General features: G+C 71.2%; 18 protein-coding genes and 1 riboswitch. Of the genes, 15 read left to right on the forward strand and 3 right to left on the reverse strand.

Translation table 11 applies throughout. The features are described 5' to 3' along the window. Positions 1–189 precede the first annotated feature (189 nt). The 4 genes from ctaC to J116_RS21100 all read left to right on the forward strand — a co-directional run bounded on the left by ctaC (position 190) and on the right by J116_RS21100 (position 4657). Complete coding sequence (gene ctaC, locus J116_RS21085; protein WP_023589061.1) at positions 190–1158, forward strand: aa3-type cytochrome oxidase subunit II; 969 nt, start codon at positions 190–192, stop codon at positions 1156–1158. Beyond that, positions 1155–2903, forward strand: a complete 1749-nt coding sequence (ctaD, locus tag J116_RS21090; protein WP_023589062.1) for an aa3-type cytochrome oxidase subunit I — start codon at positions 1155–1157, stop codon at positions 2901–2903. The genes ctaC and ctaD overlap by 4 nt, the downstream gene beginning before the upstream one ends. After that, complete coding sequence (locus tag J116_RS21095) at positions 2900–3298, forward strand: cytochrome c oxidase subunit 4 (RefSeq protein WP_023589063.1); 399 nt, start codon at positions 2900–2902, stop codon at positions 3296–3298. The genes ctaD and J116_RS21095 overlap by 4 nt, the downstream gene beginning before the upstream one ends. Positions 3299–3406: 108 nt before the next feature. Continuing rightward, entirely contained in the window at positions 3407–4657 is a 1251-nt protein-coding gene (locus tag J116_RS21100) for a L,D-transpeptidase (protein WP_023589064.1), read from the forward strand. 78 nt (positions 4658–4735) lie between these two features. Here the strand turns inward: J116_RS21100 and J116_RS21105 are convergent, their stop codons facing one another. Further along, a complete protein-coding gene (locus tag J116_RS21105) occupies positions 4736–5137 on the reverse strand; it encodes a response regulator transcription factor (RefSeq protein WP_023589065.1) in 402 nt (133 codons plus the stop codon). A gap of 202 nt (positions 5138–5339) precedes the next feature. On the opposite strand from J116_RS21105, the gene ctaE reads away from it, so the two are divergent. From ctaE to J116_RS21135, 6 genes are all read left to right on the forward strand, one after another. Then, positions 5340–5960, forward strand: a complete 621-nt coding sequence (gene ctaE, locus J116_RS21110; RefSeq protein ID WP_023589066.1) for an aa3-type cytochrome oxidase subunit III — start codon at positions 5340–5342, stop codon at positions 5958–5960. A gap of 62 nt (positions 5961–6022) precedes the next feature. Continuing rightward, complete coding sequence (gene qcrC / locus J116_RS21115) at positions 6023–6832, forward strand: cytochrome bc1 complex diheme cytochrome c subunit (RefSeq protein WP_023589067.1); 810 nt, start codon at positions 6023–6025, stop codon at positions 6830–6832. After that, entirely contained in the window at positions 6829–7878 is a 1050-nt protein-coding gene (gene qcrA / locus J116_RS21120) for a cytochrome bc1 complex Rieske iron-sulfur subunit (protein WP_023589068.1), read from the forward strand. Before qcrC ends, qcrA begins: the two co-directional genes overlap by 4 nt. Next, entirely contained in the window at positions 7875–9500 is a 1626-nt protein-coding gene (gene qcrB / locus J116_RS21125; protein WP_023589069.1) for a cytochrome bc1 complex cytochrome b subunit, read from the forward strand. The genes qcrA and qcrB overlap by 4 nt, the downstream gene beginning before the upstream one ends. A 147-nt stretch (positions 9501–9647) precedes the next feature. Further along, complete coding sequence (gene trpD, locus J116_RS21130) at positions 9648–10712, forward strand: anthranilate phosphoribosyltransferase (RefSeq protein WP_023589070.1); 1065 nt, start codon at positions 9648–9650, stop codon at positions 10710–10712. 117 nt (positions 10713–10829) lie between these two features. Next, positions 10830–10947, forward strand: a riboswitch (SAM riboswitch). 205 nt (positions 10948–11152) lie between these two features. Then, positions 11153–12613: an aminotransferase class V-fold PLP-dependent enzyme gene (locus J116_RS21135; RefSeq protein ID WP_023589071.1), complete on the forward strand. Its 1461-nt coding sequence runs from the start codon at positions 11153–11155 to the stop codon at positions 12611–12613. 220 nt (positions 12614–12833) lie between these two features. Here J116_RS21135 and J116_RS21140 read toward each other — a convergent pair whose 3' ends face one another. Together J116_RS21140 and J116_RS21145 are read right to left on the reverse strand one after the other, a co-directional pair. Then, entirely contained in the window at positions 12834–13115 is a 282-nt protein-coding gene (locus J116_RS21140) for an Lrp/AsnC family transcriptional regulator (RefSeq protein WP_023589072.1), read from the reverse strand. Further along, positions 13112–13831, reverse strand: coding sequence for a rhomboid family intramembrane serine protease (locus J116_RS21145; RefSeq protein ID WP_023589073.1), 720 nt, complete (start codon positions 13829–13831; stop codon positions 13112–13114). The genes J116_RS21140 and J116_RS21145 overlap by 4 nt, the downstream gene beginning before the upstream one ends. Before the next feature lie 213 nt (positions 13832–14044). Here J116_RS21145 and J116_RS21150 point away from each other — a divergent pair, with 213 nt between their 5' ends. From J116_RS21150 to J116_RS21170, 5 genes are all read left to right on the forward strand, one after another. Then, a complete protein-coding gene (locus J116_RS21150) occupies positions 14045–14287 on the forward strand; it encodes a hypothetical protein (RefSeq protein WP_023589074.1) in 243 nt (80 codons plus the stop codon). A 61-nt stretch (positions 14288–14348) separates the two neighbouring features. After that, positions 14349–15665, forward strand: coding sequence for an NYN domain-containing protein (locus tag J116_RS21155; RefSeq protein ID WP_023589075.1), 1317 nt, complete (start codon positions 14349–14351; stop codon positions 15663–15665). A gap of 322 nt (positions 15666–15987) precedes the next feature. After that, positions 15988–17013 (forward strand): C40 family peptidase, encoded by a 1026-nt coding sequence (locus J116_RS21160; protein WP_028964354.1) that lies wholly within the window; start codon positions 15988–15990, stop codon positions 17011–17013. Between the two features lie 269 nt (positions 17014–17282). Further along, complete coding sequence (locus J116_RS21165) at positions 17283–18317, forward strand: C40 family peptidase (RefSeq protein ID WP_023589077.1); 1035 nt, start codon at positions 17283–17285, stop codon at positions 18315–18317. Between the two features lie 41 nt (positions 18318–18358). Beyond that, positions 18359–19522 (forward strand): hypothetical protein, encoded by a 1164-nt coding sequence (locus tag J116_RS21170; protein ID WP_079147784.1) that lies wholly within the window; start codon positions 18359–18361, stop codon positions 19520–19522. Positions 19523–19548: the final 26 nt, after the last annotated feature.

Raw genomic sequence — 19548 nt, forward strand, 5'->3', positions numbered from 1 at the left:
CGACCTGCGTTCCCGACCCGAAAGAGGGGTCCGGCGGCGCGTTGGGCACCCTCCCCGCGCGACGCCAAATAGCGTCCAGTAGGGTTTGGTCCGCATAAACATCCAAACCCCTGCCCGCGTCAGGGCGGCGACCGACCAGCGAGACGGCCGCAGCCGAACCCGCGGGCGAGACTCTCGGGAAGGCGCTACGTGAGTCCCAACGGCTCCGACCGCTCGTCGCGGCGCCCGATGCGGCGGAAGCTGCCGCAGGTGCTGACTGCGGGCCTGATCCTGGCTACCGCCACCGGTTGCTCGTACAACTGGGAAGACTTCCCTCGCCTCGGTATGCCCACCCCGGTGACGGAAGAGGCCCCGCGGATCCTCTCCCTCTGGCAGGGCTCGTGGGCGGCTGCGCTCGCCACGGGCGTGCTCGTGTGGGGCCTGATCCTGTGGAGCGTCATCTTCCACCGGCGAAGCCGCACCAAGGTCGAGGTTCCTCCGCAGACCCGGTACAACATGCCCATCGAGGCGCTGTACACGGTCACCCCGCTCATCATCGTCTCGGTGCTCTTCTACTTCACCGCGCGTGACGAGTCGAAGCTCCTCGCTCTCTCCGAGAAGCCGGCCCACACGATCAACGTGGTCGGCTACCAGTGGAGCTGGGGCTTCAACTACATCGAGAACGTGGACGGCGACGCCGCCACGGGCGCCAAGCCCTCCCCGGAGCTTGCCGCCATTCCGGACAAGTGGCAGAAGCAGTTCCCCGCCGGTGCCGAGGGCGTCCACGACGCCGGCATCCCGGGGACGCGGAACCCCCAGACCGGCAACCCGGGCCCGACGCTGTGGCTGCCCAAGGGCGAGAAGGTCCGGTTCGTCCTGACCTCCCGTGACGTCATCCACTCCTTCTGGGTGGTCCCCTTCCTGATGAAGCAGGACGTCATCCCGGGTCACACCAACGCCTTCGAGGTGACCCCCACCAAGGAGGGGACCTTCCTCGGCAAGTGCGCCGAACTGTGCGGCGTCGACCACTCCCGGATGCTCTTCAACGTCAAGGTCGTCTCCCCTGAGCGCTACCAGCAGCACCTCAAGGAGCTGGCCGAGAAGGGGCAGACCGGCTACATCCCGTCGGGCATTCAGCAGACGGACCCGGCCAGGAATGCGGAGAAGAACCAACTGTGAGCATCCTCAACGAACCTCAGGGTGCCGCCACGGCAGCTGACGGCTCGAAGGAGCCGTACGAGAACGAGCTGCCCGTCCGGCGCAAGCAGCCCGGCAACGTCGCCGTGAAGTGGCTGACGACCACCGATCACAAGACGATCGGCACGCTCTACCTGGTCACCTCGTTCGTCTTCTTCTGTGTCGGCGGCCTCCTGGCGCTCTTCATGCGCGCCGAGCTCGCCCGTCCCGGCACGCAGATCATGTCGAACGAGCAGTTCAACCAGGCGTTCACCATGCACGGCACGATCATGCTGCTGATGTTCGCGACGCCGCTGTTCGCCGGATTCGCGAACTGGATCATGCCGCTCCAGATCGGCGCGCCCGACGTGGCGTTCCCGCGGCTGAACATGTTCGCCTACTGGCTCTACCTGTTCGGCTCGATCATCGCCGTCGCCGGCTTCCTCACCCCGCAGGGTGCCGCCGACTTCGGCTGGTTCGCCTACACCCCGCTGTCGGACGCCGTCCGTTCCCCGGGTGTCGGCGCCGACATGTGGATCATGGGCCTGGCCTTCTCCGGCTTCGGCACCATCCTCGGCTCGGTCAACTTCATCACCACGATCATCTGCATGCGCGCGCCCGGCATGACGATGTTCCGCATGCCGATCTTCACCTGGAACGTGCTGCTGACCGGCGTCCTGGTCCTGCTCGCCTTCCCGGTGCTGGCCGCCGCGCTCTTCGCGCTGGAGGCCGACCGCAAGTTCGGCTCGCACATCTTCGACCCGGCCAACGGCGGTGCCCTGCTCTGGCAGCACCTCTTCTGGTTCTTCGGCCACCCCGAGGTGTACATCATCGCGCTGCCGTTCTTCGGCATCGTCTCGGAGATCGTCCCGGTCTTCAGCCGCAAGCCGATGTTCGGTTACATCGGCCTGGTGGCCGCGACCATCGCGATCGCCGGTCTGTCCGTGACCGTGTGGGCCCACCACATGTACGTCACCGGCGGTGTGCTGCTGCCGTTCTTCTCCTTCATGACCTTCCTGATCGCGGTCCCGACCGGTGTGAAGTTCTTCAACTGGATCGGCACCATGTGGAAGGGCTCGCTGTCCTTCGAGACGCCGATGCTCTGGACGATCGGCTTCCTGGTCACCTTCACCTTCGGTGGTCTCACCGGTGTGATCCTGGCCTCGCCGCCGATGGACTTCCACGTCTCCGACTCGTACTTCGTCGTCGCGCACTTCCACTACGTCGTCTTCGGCACCGTGGTGTTCGCGATGTTCGCCGGATTCCACTTCTGGTGGCCGAAGTTCACCGGCAAGATGCTGGACGAGCGCCTCGGCAAGATCACCTTCTGGACCCTGTTCATCGGCTTCCACGGCACGTTCCTCGTCCAGCACTGGCTGGGTGCCGAGGGCATGCCGCGCCGCTACGCGGACTACCTCGCCGCGGACGGCTTCACCGCCCTGAACACGGTCTCCACGATCAGCTCGTTCCTGCTGGGCCTGTCGATCCTGCCGTTCTTCTACAACGTCTGGAAGACCGCCAAGTACGGCAAGCAGATCGAGGTCGACGACCCGTGGGGTTACGGCCGGTCGCTGGAGTGGGCCACGTCCTGCCCGCCGCCGCGCCACAACTTCCTCACGCTGCCGCGCATTCGCTCCGAATCCCCGGCGTTCGACCTGCACCACCCTGAGATCTCCGCGATCGACCAGCTCGAGAACCAGGGCCGCAAGGACACCGCGCTGGTCGGCGGCAAGGAGGCCGGCAAGTGAAGATCCAGGGCAAGATGTTCATCTGGCTGAGCTTCTTCATCCTGGCCATGGCCGTCCTGTACGGCCTGTGGTCGAAGGAGCCGGTCGGCACCACCGCGCTGTTCATGGCCTTCGGCCTGGCGATCATGGTCGGCTACTACCTGGCCTTCACGGCCAAGCGCGTGGACGCCATGGCCCAGGACGACAAGGAGGCCGACGTCGCGGACGAGGCCGGTGAGCTCGGCTTCTTCTCGCCGCACAGCTGGCAGCCGCTCTCCCTGGCCATCGGTGGCGCGTTCGCCTTCCTCGGCGTCGCCCTCGACTGGTGGCTGATGTTCTTCTCCCTGCCGCTCATCCTGATCGGTGTCTTCGGCTGGGTCTTCGAGTACTACCGCGGTGAGAACCAGAACCAGTAACCACCCGCAGCGGTGAAGGGACCCGGCGGCTTCCGGAAGGAGCCGCCGGGTCCCTCTTTTGCAGCCATCCGGCGTGCCGCGTTCGACAGCCGTTCCTACGGTGTGGTTATGAGCCACACGCCGAGCGTCCGCATCGCCCTCAGCTGCTCTCTGCTGGTCGTCGCCGCAGGTGCCGGACTGGCCGGCTGCTCGAACGGGCCGGACGGCCATCCGCTCGCCGCGCGGCCCTACGACGCCGCCCGGCAGGTCGCCCTCACCGGCCTCCCCGAGAACCGCGAGGCGCCCCTCGACAAGCCCCTCGCCATCACCGCCAAGGACGACGACGCCCGCATCACGGACGTCACCGCCGTCGACGAGGCCGGCCGCCACCTGGCCGGTGAGCTGTCCGCCGACGGCCGCCGCTGGCGCTCCACGGCACCGCTGGCCGCCGGAGCCCGCTACACCGTCAAGGTGGCCACGGAGAACCGCGACGGCGCCCCCGGCGCCCGTACGCTGACCTTCCAGACCGCCCGGGCGGAGAAGCGCCTCACGGTGGATTTCGGCCCGGAGGCGGGCAAGTACGGCGTCGGGCAGCCCCTCACGGCGACCCTCAGCGCCCCCGTCACCACCAAGGAGGGCCGCGCCGCCGTCGAACGGGCCCTGAAGGTCCGCTCCACGCCGCGCGTCACGGGCGCCTGGCACTGGGTGGACGACAAGGAGCTCCACTACCGGCCCAAGGAGTACTGGCCCGCGGGCGCCTCCGTCACCCTCACCAGCGCCCTCGCGGGCGTCCACGTCGAGCGCGGCGTCTACGGCACGGCCACCCCGCCGCTCAGCCTCGACATCGGCGACCGCGTGGAGGCCGTCGCCGACGCCTCCACCCACCAGATGGTCGTCAAGCGCAACGGCGAAGTGATCAACACCATTCCGGTGACCACCGGCAAGCCCGGCTTCGCCACCCGCAACGGCGTCAAGGTGGTGCTGGAGAAGCAGCCTTTCGTACGGATGCGCAGCACCACCGTCGGCATCGCGGAGGGCAGCAGCGAGTCGTACGACCTGCCGGTCCACTACGCGACCCGCGTCACCTGGAGCGGCGAGTACGTCCACGCGGCGCCCTGGTCGGTCGGCTCGCAGGGGTACGCCAACGTCAGCCACGGCTGCGTGGGGATGTCCACCTCCAACGCCGCCTGGTTCTTCGAGACGTTCCGGCGCGGTGACATCGTCCAGGTCGTCAACAGCCAGGGCGAGGAGATGACCCCGTTCGGCAACGGCTTCGGCGACTGGAACCTGCCCTGGGACCGGTGGCGTCAGGGCAGCGCCGTCCACGGCGACACCCGTGAGGGCGTCACCCCCGCCCGGCTGAGCCCCCGTCCGCTCTGAGGGCCGCCCGGCCCGGCCCGCACCAGGAGGGCCGGGCCGGGGGACCGGGTCGGGCCGGTCAGGCGGGTCGGGCCGGGGTCAGGCCTCCACGGACAGGCGGCTGCGCAGCAGGGCCGCCAGGGAGTCCGCCAGCTCCGCCGGGTCCACGGGCAGCGTCACCGCCGCGTCGGCCCGGCTCCACGTCGCCAGCCACGCGTCCTGCGCCCGCCCGATCAGCATCAGCACCGGCGGGCAGTCGAACACCTCGTCCTTGATCTGGCGGCACACGCCCATGCCGCCCGCCGGAACGGCCTCGCCGTCCAGCACGCAGACGTCGATCCCGCCGTCGGCCAGCCGCTCCAGGACCGCGGGCAGCGTCGCGCACTCGATGTACTCGACCGGGGGAACGTCGGCCGCGGGGCGCCGCCCTGCCGCCAGCCGCACCTGCGTTCGGGTGTTCGCGTTGTCGCTGTAGACCAGTACGGTGGCGCTGGACTGCATGGTTCCTCCGAGTTCGTGACGGGCAGTGCTCGGTAACCGATGCGGCGGATGCTACTCCGTCGCACAGCCGGTCAACACCGGTCCGACACCGCTTCGGGCGCTCCTTCGATGGGCCGTTCGAGGCCCGCCGGGGGGCCGGCCGAGGGCGGGGACACTCCGAACGGCACCCCCCGGAGTGAGGGCGGGATAAGCGACCGACATAATGTCGGTCGTGGCGACAGCAACGACAGTAGATACCGGGCACGCGCACCCGTCGGTCAATCGGCCGAACCTCACCAGCGTCGGAACCATCATCTGGCTGAGTTCCGAGCTGATGTTCTTCGCGGCCCTCTTCGCGATGTACTTCACCCTGCGTTCGGTAACGGGTGCCGAATACTGGTCCGAGCAGGCGGGCCATCTGAACTTCCCGTTCTCGGCGACCAACACCACGATCCTGGTGCTCTCCTCCCTCACCTGCCAGCTCGGCGTCTTCGCCGCCGAGCGCGGCGACGTGAAGAAGCTGCGCGCCTGGTTCATCGTGACGTTCATCATGGGCGCGATCTTCATCGGCGGCCAGGTCCTCGAGTACACCGAGCTGGTCAAGGAGGCGGGCATGTCCCTCTCCTCCGGCCCGTACGGCTCCGTGTTCTACCTGACCACGGGCTTCCACGGCCTTCACGTGACGGGTGGCCTCATCGCGTTCCTGCTGGTTCTCGGCCGGACGTACGCCGCGAGGCGGTTCACTCACGAGCAGGCAACCGCCGCCATCGTCGTGTCCTACTACTGGCACTTCGTCGATGTCGTCTGGATCGGCCTCTTCGCCACGATCTACATGATCAAGTAATCGGGCAAGACCCGAAGTTCCAGCAAGCATCGACGCAGAAGATCCTGACACCGGGGTAATCCGTGAAAAAGCTCTCCGCACGACGACGCCATCCGCTGGCGGCGGTCGTCGTCCTACTTCTCGCGCTGGCGGCCACTGGGGGGCTGTACGCCGCGTTCGCACCCGCGAGCACGGCACAGGCCGATGAGACCGCCCAGTCCCTCGCCATCGAGGAGGGCAAGAAGCTCTACACCGTCGGCTGCGCCAGCTGCCACGGCACCGGCGGTCAGGGCACCTCCGACGGTCCGTCCCTGGTCGGCGTCGGCTCGGCCGCCGTCGACTTCCAGGTCGGCACCGGCCGTATGCCCGCGCAGCAGCCGGGCGCCCAGGTCCCGCGGAAGAAGAACATCTACACGCAGGCCCAGATCGACCAGCTCGCGGCGTACATCGCGTCGCTCGGCGCCGGTCCGATCACCCCCACCGAGAAGCAGTACAGCGTGGAAGGCGCGGACATCGCCAACGGCGGCGTCCTGTTCCGCAACAACTGCGCCCAGTGCCACAACTTCACCGGTAAGGGTGGCGCACTCACCGAGGGCAAGTACGCGCCGAGCCTTGACGGCGTCAGCGAGAAGCACATCTACGAGGCCATGCAGACCGGCCCGCAGAACATGCCCTCCTTCCCCGACACGACGATGCCGGAGAAGGAGAAGAAGGACATCATCGCGTACATCAAGGCCGTGAACGGTGACGAGACCCCGTCGCCCGGCGGCTTCGCGCTCGGCGGCCTGGGCCCGGTCAGTGAGGGCCTGTTCGGCTGGATCTTCGGGCTGGGTTCGCTGATCGCTGTTGCCATCTGGGTCGCGGCCCACACCGCTAAGGCCAAGAAGTCATGAGTAGCCAAGAGATTTCCGAAGAGAGCCTGCCGAGCGAGCAGGACACCGCGCACGGCAAGGCGCTAGCCGAGAACCCGTTCGCCGACCCGGGGCTCCCGCCCCACAAGCCCCGCGTCCAGGACATCGACGAGCGGGCCGCCAAGCGCTCCGAGCGCACGGTCGCCCTGCTGTTCACGACGTCGATGCTGGCCACGGTGGCCTTCATCGCCTCGTTCGTGATCTTCCCGGTCGAGAAGATCGTGTACGTGTGGCCGCTGGGCCATGTGAGCGCGACGAACCTCTCGCTCGGCCTGACGCTGGGCATCGCCCTCTTCTGCATCGGCGCCGGCGCGGTCCACTGGGCCCGCACGCTGATGTCGGACGAGGAGATCGCCGACGACCGTCACCCGATCGAGGCTCCCGCCGAGGTCCGGGCCAAGGTCATGGCCGACTTCGCCCAGGGCGCCGAGGAGTCCGCGATCGGCCGGCGCAAGCTGATCCGCAACACGATGTTCGGCGCGCTGGCCATGGTGCCGCTCTCCGGTCTCGTGCTGCTGCGCGAGCTGGGTCCGCTGCCCGAGAAGAAGCTCTTCCACACGTCGTGGGAGAAGGGCAAGCAGCTCATCAACATGAACACGATGGAGCCGCTGCGTCCCGAGGACGTCGCGGTGGGCTCGCTCACCTTCGCCATGCCGGAGGGCCTGAGCGAGGAGGACCACGACTTCAACACGAAGATCGCCAAGGATGCCCTGATGATCGTCCGGATCCAGCCGGAGGACATCAAGGACAAGCGCGAGCTCGAGTGGTCCCACGACGGCATCGTCGCGTTCTCGAAGATCTGCACCCACGTGGGCTGCCCGATCTCCCTGTACGAGCAGCAGACCCACCACGTCCTCTGCCCGTGCCACCAGTCCACCTTCGACCTGTCCGACGGCGCCCGCGTCATCTTCGGCCCTGCCGGTCACGCCCTTCCGCAGCTGCGGATCGGCGTCAATGACAAGGGCAACCTCGAGGCGCTCGGCGACTTCGAGGAGCCGGTCGGTCCTGCATTCTGGGAGCGCGGATGAGCACCGCAAACGACACGAAGCGGAAGGCGCCCGCCGGTGAGCGGGTGGCCGACTGGGCGGACGGCCGGCTCGGGATCTACTCCCTGGCCAAGGCCAACATGCGGAAGATCTTCCCGGACCACTGGTCCTTCATGCTGGGTGAGATCTGCCTCTACAGCTTCATCATCATCATCCTCACGGGTGTGTACCTGACGCTGTTCTTCCACCCGAGCATGAACGAGATCGTGTACCACGGCTCGTACGTGCCGATGCAGGGCGTCCGGATGACCGAGGCGTACGCCTCGACGCTGGACATCAGCTTCGACGTCCGCGGTGGTCTGCTGATCCGTCAGATCCACCACTGGGCCGCGCTGATCTTCCTCGCGGGCATGTTCGTGCACATGATGCGCGTCTTCTTCACCGGCGCGTTCCGCAAGCCGCGTGAGATCAACTGGCTGTTCGGCTTCCTGCTGTTCGTCCTGGGCATGTTCACCGGTTTCACCGGCTACTCGCTCCCGGACGACCTGCTCTCCGGCACCGGTGTGCGCTTCACGCAGGGTGCGATCCTGTCCGTGCCGATCGTGGGCACGTACCTGTCGATGTTCATCTTCGGCGGCGAGTTCCCCGGCCACGACATGGTCGCCCGGTTCTACTCGATCCACATCCTGCTGCTGCCGGGCATCATGCTCGGCCTCGTGGTGGCGCACCTGATCCTGGTCTTCTACCACAAGCACACGCAGTTCGCGGGTCCCGGCCGCACCAACAAGAACGTGGTCGGCATGCCGCTGCTGCCGGTGTACATGGCCAAGGCCGGCGGCTTCTTCTTCCTGGTGTTCGGTGTCATCGCGATCATCGCCGCGCTGTTCACCATCAACCCGGTGTGGGCCCTCGGCCCGTACCGCCCGGACATGGTGTCCACCGGCGCCCAGCCCGACTGGTACATGGGCTTCGCCGAGGGTCTCATCCGTGCCATGCCCGGCTGGGAGATCAACGTCTGGGGTCACACGTTCGTCCTGGGCGTGTTCCTCCCGCTGGTCCTGTTCGGCGTGATGCTGGCCGCGATCGCGGTCTACCCGTTCATCGAGTCGTGGATCACCGGCGACAAGCGCGAGCACCACATCCTGGACCGCCCGCGCAACGCCCCGACGCGTACCGCGCTGGGTGTCGCCTGGATCACCGGCTACATGATCATGCTGATCGGCGGTGGCAACGACATCGTCGCCACCTACTTCCACCTGTCGATCAACGCCGTCACCTGGTTCGTCCGGATCTTCTTCTTCCTCGGACCGGTCATCGCGTTCATCGTCACCAAGCGGATCTGCCTGGGCCTCCAGCGCCGCGACCGCGACAAGGTGCTGCACGGCCGTGAGACCGGCATCATCAAGCGGCTGCCGCACGGTGAGTTCGTCGAGGTCCACGAGCCGCTCAGCCAGGCGCAGCTCCACGCGCTCACCGCGCACGAGCAGTACGCCCCGGCCGAGATCGGCCCGACGGTGGACGAGAACGGCGTCGAGCGCAAGCCGACCGCCGGGCAGAAGCTCCGCGCCAAGCTCAGCAAGGGCTACTTCGGCGAGGGGAACCAGATCCCCAAGGCCACGGCGGAGGAGTACAAGGAGATCAGCGCGGGCCACGGCCACCACTGATCCCCGTTCCCCCGGGGCCGCGGCCCCGGGGGACCCCAGTCGATCGCCACGGCGAGAGCCCCGTCCAGTCAACGGACGGGGCTCTTTGCCGTCCCGGGGGCTCGCTAGGCTGGACCCGTCATCCTCATCACGGACCCAGGAGCGACCATGAGCGCTGTGCCACCCGCTGGAGGCTCTACCGCGGCGGGCCGCTCCTGGCCCGTCGTCCTCGACACCCTGCTCTCCGGACGGGATCTCGACGCGGACGCGACCGCGTGGGCGATGGAGCGCATCCTGAGCGGCGAGGCCACCGACGCGCAGATCGCCGGGTTCGCGGTGGCCCTGCGCGGCAAGGGCGAGACCGTGGAGGAGATCACCGGTCTCGTCCGCACCATGTACGCCCACGCCCGGACCATCGACGTGCCGGGCCCGTCCGTGGACATCGTCGGCACGGGCGGCGACGGCGCGAAGACCGTCAACATCTCCACCATGTCGGCGGTCGTCGTCGCCGGTACGGGCGCGAAGGTCGTCAAGCACGGCAACCGCGCCGCCTCCTCCGCGTCGGGCGCCTCCGACGTGCTGGAGAAGCTCGGCGTCAATCTGGAGCTGTCCCCACAGCGGGTCGCCGAGGTGGCGGAGGAGGCGGGCATCACCTTCTGCTTCGCCGTCAAGTTCCACCCGGCGCTCCGCCATGTCGCCGCCGCCCGCAAGGAGCTGGGCATCCGGACGACGTTCAACTTCCTGGGCCCGCTGACCAATCCGGCCCGGGTGCGCGCCCAGGCGACGGGCGTCGCCGACGCGCGGATGGCGCCGATCCTGGCCGGGGTGCTGGCCGGGCGCGGCTCGTCGGCGCTGGTGTTCCGCGGTGACGACGGGCTGGACGAGCTGACCACGACGGCCGGTTCCCGGGTGTGGGTCGTACGGGACGGGGCGGTGCGCGAGGAGACGTTCCACCCGCGTGACGTGGGCCTCGACGTGGTGCCGGTGGAGGCCCTGCGGGGCGCCGACGCCTCGTACAACGCGGATGTGGCGCGCCGGCTGCTGGCCGGGGAGACCGGGCCGGTACGGGACGCGGTGCTGCTCAACTCGGCGGCGGCGCTGGTCGCCCTGGACCCGGTGGACGCGCCGCTGGCCGAGCAGCTGCGGGCCGGTATGGCGAAGGCCGCCGAGTCCATCGACTCGGGCGCGGCCCGCGACGCCCTGGAGCGCTGGGTGCGGGTCAGCAACAGCTGAGCACCGAGGGCCCGTGGCGCCGCCCCCCCCGCGAAGGGGTGCGCGTCGCGGGCCCGTCCGCCATCCGGACCCCCGTCTTGCGGGGAGGCCGGGGGTGTGTGGCAGGATGCTCGGCAAGGTCATGAGTGACAGCGACCACGGCCCCGGCCCGCTGTCCGGCAACCCTCCGTCCGTGGCGGGGTGCCCCGGGTGAAGACCAGGCCGCGGGCAGCGAGGTCCGCGGCAAGCGCGGACCCCTGCACACCCTGGGGTCCTGGTCCCGAGGGAGCAGTCTCGTGAGCAAGCGAATGCGCTAGGGCTTCTCGGCCCCTTCTTCCCCCCTCCTCCGCACGGCTCTGTCGTCGTCGCCGTGCGTCGAGGCAACTCCCGTGTGCGGTACGGCCGTCGAGCCGTCCCCACGGGTCACCCATTCGCCTTGTCCTTCGCCGGGAGAGTCCGCCATGTCCGCGTACCCGCACGCCGCCGCCACCGCCGCCACCACCTCCGTCCCCGTCGCCCTTTCCGACTCCGACTCCGGGTCCTGTCCCGCCTCCGCTTCCCTCTCCGGCGCCGTGTCCGTCGCCGAGGGGCCGGGGCTGCCGCTGCCCGTGCTCGGGCGGGACGTGACCGTTCCGCTCGTCACCGGCGGGGAGGTCACGTACGCCGCGCTCGACTACGCGGCCAGCGCCCCGGCGCTCCAGCGGGTGTGGGACGACGTCGCCGCGTACGCGCCGTACTACGGCAGCGTGCACCGGGGCGCCGGGTACTTGTCGCAGCTGTCCACGGACCTGTTCGAGAACAGCCGCCGCACGGTCGGGGAGTTCCTCGGCTGCCGCCCCGGCGACGAGGTCGTGTTCACCCGCTCGACGACCGACTCGCTGAACCTGCTGGCCCACGCGCTGCCCGAGGGGTGCGAGGTGTTCGTCTTCGAGACCGAGCACCACGCGTCGCTGCTGCCGTGGCGGGACGCCCGCGTGACGTACCTGGACGCGCCCCGCACCCCCGGGCGGGCCGTGGAGACGCTGGAGCGGGCCCTCGCCGACCGGGAGCCCTACGGCCCGGCGCTGGTGTGCGTGACCGGCGCGTCCAACGTGACCGGTGAGCTGTGGCCCGTACGGGAGCTGGCGGCGGCCGCCCACGCGCACGGGGCGCGGATCGTGCTGGACGCCGCGCAGCTGGCACCGCACCACCCGGTGGACGTGGCGGACCTGGACGTGGACTGGGTGGCGTTCTCGGGGCACAAGCTGTACGCGCCGTTCGGGGCCGGGGTGCTGGCCGGGCGGGCGGACTGGCTGCGGGACGCCGAGCCGTACCTGGCGGGCGGCGGCGCGTCCCGGACGGTGGCCCGGCGGGCGGACGGCGGGGTGGACGTCGCCTGGCACACGACGGCGGCCCGGCACGAGGCCGGTTCGCCCAACGTGATCGGCGCCTACGCCGTCGCGTCGGCCTGCGAGGCGCTCAGGGAGGCCGGGTTCGACGCGCTGGTGGCCCGCGAGCGGGAGCTGATCGCCCGGGTGCGCCAGGGGCTCGCGGAGGTGCCGGAGGTGCGGGTGCTGTCGCTGTTCGGCGACGACGCGCCGCGCGTCGGGGTGCTGTCGTTCGTCGTGGAGGGCTGGAACAGCTCGCACTTCGCGGCGGCGCTCTCCGCCGAGTACGGCATCGGGGTCCGCGACGGTCTGTTCTGCGCCCATCCGCTGGTCCGGACGCTGCTCGGCGGGTCCGGGCGGGAGCCGGGGGAGTGCGGGGCGCCGGAGGGCGGGCCGGGGGAGAGGTCGCTGAACGCCATCCGGGTCAGCTTCGGCGCGGGGACCCCGGACGAGCACATCGACCGCTTCGTGCGGGCCGTGCGGGAGCTCGTCAGGGACGGCGCCCGGTGGAGCTACCGCACCGAGGGCGGTCGCTGCGTGCCCGACCGGGGCTGAGACGGGGCCGTACCGTGGCCGGTTCCGCCTCACCCGTTCGGGTGAATTGGGGTGGCGGGGCCGGTACACGCGCCGGGGCAGGGCCCGGTCAGGCGCCGAGCCGGGTGGCGGTCAGGGGCCGAGACCGGCCGGGTCGGGCGCCGGGCCCGGTCAGGCGCCGAGCCGGGTCGTGGTCAGGGTGCCGAGCCCGGTCGCCGTCAGGTGTCGAGGCCGGTCGCCGTCAGGTGTCGAGGCCGATCGCGAAGGCCGCTTCGAGGTCGTGCTGCGAGTACGTGCGGAACGCGACGTGCGTGTCCGTGGCGACGACGCCGGGGATCTTGCTGATGCGGCCGGGAATGATGTCCGCCAGGTTCTCGTGCTTCGGCACGCGGACCATGGCCACCAGGTCGTAGGTCCCGGTCACGGAGAAGACCTCGCTGACGCTGTCGAGCGCCGCGACGGCCTCCGCGATCTCCGGAATGCGGTCCACGCTGGTCTTGATGAGCACGATCGCGGTGATCACGGCTGTCCCTCTCCCTCGGTGGCCGCTGCTGGGGCCTTCACTCTAATGCCCCGGTAGCGCGCCCACGCGTACAGGAACCCCAGCGCGAAGCCGATGAGGTGCGCCAGATAGGCGACACCGGGCCCGCTGCCCGCCCCGCGCGCCGCCAGCCACTGGAGGACGAACCAGAAGACCAGGACGATCCAGGCGGGAAAGCGCAGCGGCAGGAAGAAGAGGAAAGGGAACAGGCTGGTCACCCGCGCCCTCGGGAACAGGTACAGGAAGGCGCCGAGCACCGCCGAGATCGCGCCCGACGCCCCCACCAGCGTCTGCTCGCTGTCCGCGTGCGCCAGCGCGTACCCGGCCAGCGCGAGGGAGCCGCTCACCACGTAGAACACCCCGAAGCGGACGTGTCCCATCCGCTCCTCGGCCATCGCGCCGAAGACGAAGAGGAACAGCATGTTCCCCAGCAGGTGCAGCCAGTTGCCGTGCACGAACAGGGCGCTGAACGGGGTGAGCAGCGCCGCCGGGGACCCGCCCAGGAGGTCCGCCGGGATCACCCCCCAGCGCTGGAAGTACGCCACCTGCGCGGCGACCAGGGCGTCCCCGGTGCCGTACGACCTCGCCAGGCCCGACGCGGGGCCGAGGACGAAGACCAGCGCGCACACCCCGATGACGCCGTACGTCACCGAGGGCCCGGTGACGGCACGCCGCGACGCTCCACGCCAATCGATCATGCGCAGATCATGACGTAAAGGGCACGAGCGGGACAGAGCGCCTCGCCGGGACCGGATGCGGCCCCGCCCGGGCTCCCCCTCCGTCCGTCACCGCGCAACCCGGGAGGCCGTAGGGTTACGGGCGTGCCCGGGCCGCCCCGGGGCACCCGCAGTCCGACGGCGCACCGCGGGTCGAGAAAGTGGAACGATCCGGACCATGACAAGGACGGCACCATGACGACGGTTCCCCAGCCGACCGCCGACACCCGCTGGCGCTGCACGCTCTGCGGCAACCTGACGCGCTTCGACGTGACGCGCTCGTCGAAGGTCGTCGAGTACGTCCATCTGGACCTGGCCGGTGAGCCCACGGTGGAGGAGCGCGAGGTGGTCAGTGAGACCATCGAGTCGGTCCGCTGCCGCTGGTGCAACGCGGTGGACCGGATCGAGCTGGTGGACAGGCCGGGCGCCGGCTCCTGAGCGCGCGCCCGTGACGGGCGGCGCGGCAGAGTGAGAACGACGGGTAGTGGGGTGACGGATCGTGGCGCAGCCGGCAAGCGGCGATGAGTCGGCCGGTGCGGCAGACGACGCCGACGAGGCGCTCGACCGCCCGCTGCCCGAGGCCGTACGGCGCAAGGTCGTCGCGCTGGTCGCCGAGGCGTTCGGCGGCCTGACGGTCCCCGAGCTGCCGGCCCAGCTGCGGCAGTACGCCCGGTTCACCCCCTCCCGGCGCGCCCGGTTCGCGGGCAACGCGATGGCCGCCGCGCTGGAGACCGACGCGCTGTTCCGGCAGCGCATCGGCGACCGGCTGCGCACCGGCCAGCCCGAGCTGACCGCCGCCGTCGAGTCGGGGGCGCTGCGCCCCACCGGCTGGGTCAAGCTGGTCGCCGCCGCGGGCGAGGAGGTGCAGCGCGCGGACGCCGAACGCGCCGACGAGGCGGGGCGGCGCGAACTGGAGCGGCTGCGCGAGGAGCTGGCGGAGGCCCGCGCCCACACCCGTACGGAGACGGAGCGGCTGCGCGCCGAGCTGGAGGCGGCCCGCAAGGAGGCCGAATCGCTCCAGCGCAAGCTCCGCAGCGCGCAGAGCGACGTCAAGCGCGGCGAGGCCGCCCTGCGCCGCACCCAGGCAGAGATCGACGGCATCAAGGCGGACGCCGCCGCCCGTGTGTCGGCCGCCGAGAGCGAGACCCGCCGCCTCAAGACCCGGCTCGGCGAGACCGAGGCCGCCCTGGAGGCCAGCCGCCGCGCCGCCCGCGAGGGGCGTTCGGTGGAGGACGTACGGCTCCGGCTGCTGCTGGACACGGTCCTGGAGGCCGCCCAGGGGCTGCGCAGGGAACTGGCCCTGCCGCCCGTCTCCGTACGGCCCGCCGACTCGGTGGACGCGGTGGAGCCGGGGCGGATGTCGACGAAGGACGTCGCGGCGCGCGCGCTGTCCGAGACCGCCCCGGCCCTCCTCGACCAGCTCCTCGCGCTGCCGCAGGCCCATCTGGTCGTGGACGGCTACAACGTCACCAAGACCGGCTATCCGACGATGCCGCTGGAGAAGCAGCGGCTGCGGCTGCTCGGCGGGCTCTCCGCGCTCGCCGCCCGCACCGGCGCGGAGGTCACCTGCGTCTTCGACGGCGCGGAGCTGGCCGCCCCGGTGCTCCTCGCCCCGCCGCGCGGGGTGCGGGTGCTGTTCTCCAAGCCGGGCGTCACGGCCGACGAGCTGATCCGGCAGCTGGTGCGGGCCGAACCCGCGGGGCGGCCGGTCGTCGTCGTGTCCAGCGACCGCGAGGTGGCCGACGGCGTCGCCAGGTCCGGTGCCCGGCCGGTCGCGTCCGTGATGCTGCTGAAGCGGCTTTCGCGGCTCTCGTAACTCCTGGGCGTGATGCCCGATTTGAGGGCACGTCTGTCGAACGTACGGTCAACCTCCCGTGACACACGGTGGGACCGGAGTAAAGAATGCGCCCGGTGGGCGAGATTTTTCGCATGAGGATTTGAACTGATCACAATGTGGTCACTAGGGTCTGGGCTCGAACCTTCGCGCGGTTGGTCGTCCACCCGGGGCGACAGCGAAGGAACCGCCTGAACCGTGCAGTTCGGACGTGGATCACGGGGATTGTCCGGACGTCAGCACGCCCGGGGCAGTTGACCGCGACCCGGCAGGCGGCTCGAAGAGGAAGAAGGAGCTCGCCTCCGTGGCGTCCCACCGTCGACCCAAGCAGCCGAGCCGCGCCCGTGTGACCGTGCTCACCGCGACCGCCGCCGCGGCCGTCGCCCTGACCTCCCAGACCGCTTCGGCGACGCCGCAGCCCACCAAGGACCAGGTCAAGGAGAAGGTCGACAAGCTCCACCACGAGGCCGAGGAGGCCACGGAGCAGTTCAACCTCGCCGACGAACGCCGCGAGAAGCTCCAGCAGGAGGTCACCGCCCTCCAGGACCAGGTCGCCCGCGGCCAGGAGGAGCTCAACACCCTCCGCGACAGCATCGGGGCGGTCGCCAGCGCCCAGTACCGCAACGGCGGCATGGACCCCTCGCTCCAGCTGTTCCTCTCCTCCAACCCGGACGACTACCTCGACAAGGCGTCCGCCGTCGACCAGCTGTCCGCCAAGCAGGCCGAGACGCTGCGCACCATCCAGGCCAAGCAGCGCACCCTCGCCCAGCAGCGCGCCGAGGCCACCGCGAAGCTCGCCGACCTGGAGGACGTCCGCAAGTCGCTCGGCGAGAAGAAGAAGAAGTTCCAGACCAAGCTCGCCGAGGCCCAGAAGCTCCTCAACACGCTCACCGCCGAGGAGCGGCGGAAGATGCAGGAGGAGGAGCAGCGCGCCAGCCGCGACGCGAGCGAGCGCGTCGAGCTCGGCAACGAGGTTCCCGCGTCGCAGCGCGGCGCCGCCGCCCTCAACGCCGCCGCCACGCAGATCGGCAAGCCGTACGTCTCCGGCGCCGAGGGCCCCAACTCGTACGACTGCTCCGGCCTCACCCAGTGGGCCTACCGCCAGGCCGGCGTCAGCATCTCCCGCACCACGTTCACCCAGCAGAACGACGGTGTGAAGATCGGCCGCAGCCAGCTCAAGCCGGGCGACCTCGTCTTCTTCAACAACCTCGCCCACGTCGGGCTCTACGCGGGCAACAACACCGTCCTGCACGCCCCGAAGCCGGGCGCCTACGTGCGCTACGAGTCGATGAACTACCTGGGCTCGTTCCAGTTCGGCGTCCGCATCTGAGGCGCCCCGCCCGCCTCGCGCGCGGCGAAGCCCGTGCCCCGGGCATCTGATATGCGCGGCGCGCCGGGGCCGTCCCCGAACCGCCACGCACACGCGCCCGATCGGGGGAACTCCCGCCCCCCGCGCTGACACTCCGCCCCGCCGGTGACCTGTGGTTCCCGGCGGGGCGTCCCTTTGTGCCCATCCCGAGGTCTTTGGCCGAGCCGTGACCACCCGGCTACTGTCTGCCGCGCAACAGCCGCTCGACACAGCTGAAGGGAGCGCGGTCCGTGGCGTCCCACCGTCGTCCCCCCACCCCGGGCCTCCACCGGAGCGCCGCCAGAGCCACCCTCCTGTCCGCCGCGGCGGCCACGGCGGCCGCCGCCCTCGGCACCACCCCGGTGAAGGCCGAACCTGCCGGTCCCGCCGACACCGTCCGCGCCCGCGTGGACCGGCTGTACGCCGAGGCGGAGAAGGCCACGGAGGAGTACAACGCCGCCGACGAGCGCACCGGTGAGCTGCGCCGCGCCGTCGAGGCGGCCCGCGACAGCGTGGCGCGCGGCCAGGAGCGCGTCAACCGCATGCGCGGCGCGCTCGGTTCGGCCGCGGGTGCCCAGTACCGGTCGGGCGGGATCGACCCGGCGCTCGCGCTGATGCTGTCCGAGAAGCCCGACGCGTACCTCGACAAGGCCGCGGTACTGGACCGGCTCGGCGAACGGCAGGCCGCCACGCTCGGCGAACTCCGCCTCGTCCAGCGCCGGTTGGCCCAGGAGCGCGCCGAGGCCACCCGCGCCCTGGCCGAACTGGAGCGCAGCCGCGACGCCGTGGCCCGGCACAAGCGGACCGTGGAGCGGAAGCTCGCCGCCGCGCGGGCCCTGCTGAACTCCCTCACGTCCCAGGAGCGCGCCGCCCTGGACCGGGCGTCCCGCTCCGGGCGCGACGACACGCTGCTGCCGCCCTCCGCCGACGGGGCCGCGTCGCCGCGTGCCGCCGCCGCGGTGCGGGCCGCCAGGTCGGCGCTCGGCAAGCCGTACGTGTGGGGCGCGAACGGGCCGGACGCGTTCGACTGCTCGGGCCTCACGCAGTGGGCGTACGCCCAGGCCGGGGTCGCCCTGCCGCGCACCTCCCAGGCGCAGCGGAACGCGGGACGGCACGTCGCCCTGGCCCAGGCGCGGCCGGGCGACCTGGTGACGTACCGCTCCGACGCGAGCCACGTCGCGATGTACGTCGGCGGCGGCCAGGTCATCCACGCCCCCTACCCGGGCGCCCCGGTCCGCTACGACCCGGTCGGCATGATGCCCGTCTCGGCGGTCACCCGCGTCTGACCGCCGCGCCCGGCCCCGCGTGCCGCGCCTACCATCGGTGCGTGAGGTTTCCGGGGCGGTGGGCCGCCGTACTCGGCGTGCTGGGCGCCCTGGCCTCCGGGTGCGCCCCGCCGCAGTCGCGGCCCGCGAGCGAGACGACGGGCGCGGCGCCGAGCGCGGCGGTGGACGACGCCGTCCGGAAGGCCGTGGCCGCGCGCGGCGACCTGCTGCCGGGCCTCCTCGGGGGCGTACCGCTCCGCTCCGCCGCGTACCGGGTCCTCGACGTGCGCCACGACGGCCCGCGCCGCGCGAGCGCCGACGCAGAGCTGACGTACACGCTCGACGGGTACGATTCCGCGCCCGCCACCGCGCGGCGGCGCCTCGACCTCGCCTGGCACGACGGGCGCTGGCGCGTCACCGCCGACCGCCCCGCCCCGGGGCAGCCCGCGCAGCTGTGGGACCAGGGCCCGGTCCGGACGGTGCGCGGCGCCCGCAGCCTCGTCCTGGGCGTCGGCCACCCGCCGGAGCGCCTGCGCGAGGTCGCCGCGCACGCCGACCTGGCCGTCCCCGCCGTGGCCGCGGCCTGGCCCGACGGCACCTGGAAGGGCACCGTCGTCGTCCTCGTACCGGCCGGGCTCGACGCGATGGGCGCCCTCCTCGGGGCCGGGCCCGGCGCGTACCGGGGCGTCGCCGCCGTCACGACCGGCGGCGGGGCGGCCGACCGCGTGGTGGTCAACCCCGAGGCGTACCAGGACCTCGGGGACTTCGGGCGGACCTTCGTGCTCACCCACGAGACCGCCCATGTCGCCACCCGCGCCGCCACGACCGCCGCCACCCCCCTGTGGCTGTCGGAGGGCCTCGCCGACAGGATCGCGTACGCCGGCACGGGCCGAGCGGCGGCCGACGCGGCGCCCGAGCTGGGCCGGGCGGTGCGCGCCGGGAACGTACCGCGGGCGCTCCCCGCCGATGGGGACTTCACGTTCGGCGGCGACCCCGCCACCGTGGCCCGCGCCTACGAGGGCGCCTGGCTGGCCTGCGAGCTGATCGCCGACCGGTGGGGCGAGGAGAAGCTGGCCGCGTTCTACCGGGCGGCCGGGAGGTCCGGGGCGGCCCGCGCACTCCGGGACGTGCTGGGGACCACCCCGGAGGAGTTCACCCGCGCCTGGCGGGACCGGCTGCGCCAGGAGTTCGGCAGCGCGGGCCCGGGCGGCCGGGACGCCGAGTGAGGGCGCCGGCGGTCGGGCGCGGACCC

Source organism: Streptomyces thermolilacinus SPC6, from assembly GCF_000478605.2.
GTDB lineage: Bacteria > Actinomycetota > Actinomycetes > Streptomycetales > Streptomycetaceae > Streptomyces > Streptomyces thermolilacinus.

What these genes read in the sequence shown, in the direction of transcription:
- ctaE (WP_023589066.1), top strand. Translation starts at nt 5,340, where the DNA reads ATGTCGGTCGTGGCGACAGCAACGACAGTAGATACCGGGCACGCGCAC.
- J116_RS21135 (WP_023589071.1), top strand. Translation starts at nt 11,153, where the DNA reads ATGTCCGCGTACCCGCACGCCGCCGCCACCGCCGCCACCACCTCCGTC.
- J116_RS21145 (WP_023589073.1), bottom strand. Translation starts at nt 13,831, where the DNA reads ATGATCGATTGGCGTGGAGCGTCGCGGCGTGCCGTCACCGGGCCCTCG.
- J116_RS21105 (WP_023589065.1), bottom strand. Translation starts at nt 5,137, where the DNA reads ATGCAGTCCAGCGCCACCGTACTGGTCTACAGCGACAACGCGAACACC.
- qcrB (WP_023589069.1), top strand. Translation starts at nt 7,875, where the DNA reads ATGAGCACCGCAAACGACACGAAGCGGAAGGCGCCCGCCGGTGAGCGG.
- J116_RS21100 (WP_023589064.1), top strand. Translation starts at nt 3,407, where the DNA reads ATGAGCCACACGCCGAGCGTCCGCATCGCCCTCAGCTGCTCTCTGCTG.
- trpD (WP_023589070.1), top strand. Translation starts at nt 9,648, where the DNA reads ATGAGCGCTGTGCCACCCGCTGGAGGCTCTACCGCGGCGGGCCGCTCC.
- J116_RS21150 (WP_023589074.1), top strand. Translation starts at nt 14,045, where the DNA reads ATGACGACGGTTCCCCAGCCGACCGCCGACACCCGCTGGCGCTGCACG.
- qcrA (WP_023589068.1), top strand. Translation starts at nt 6,829, where the DNA reads ATGAGTAGCCAAGAGATTTCCGAAGAGAGCCTGCCGAGCGAGCAGGAC.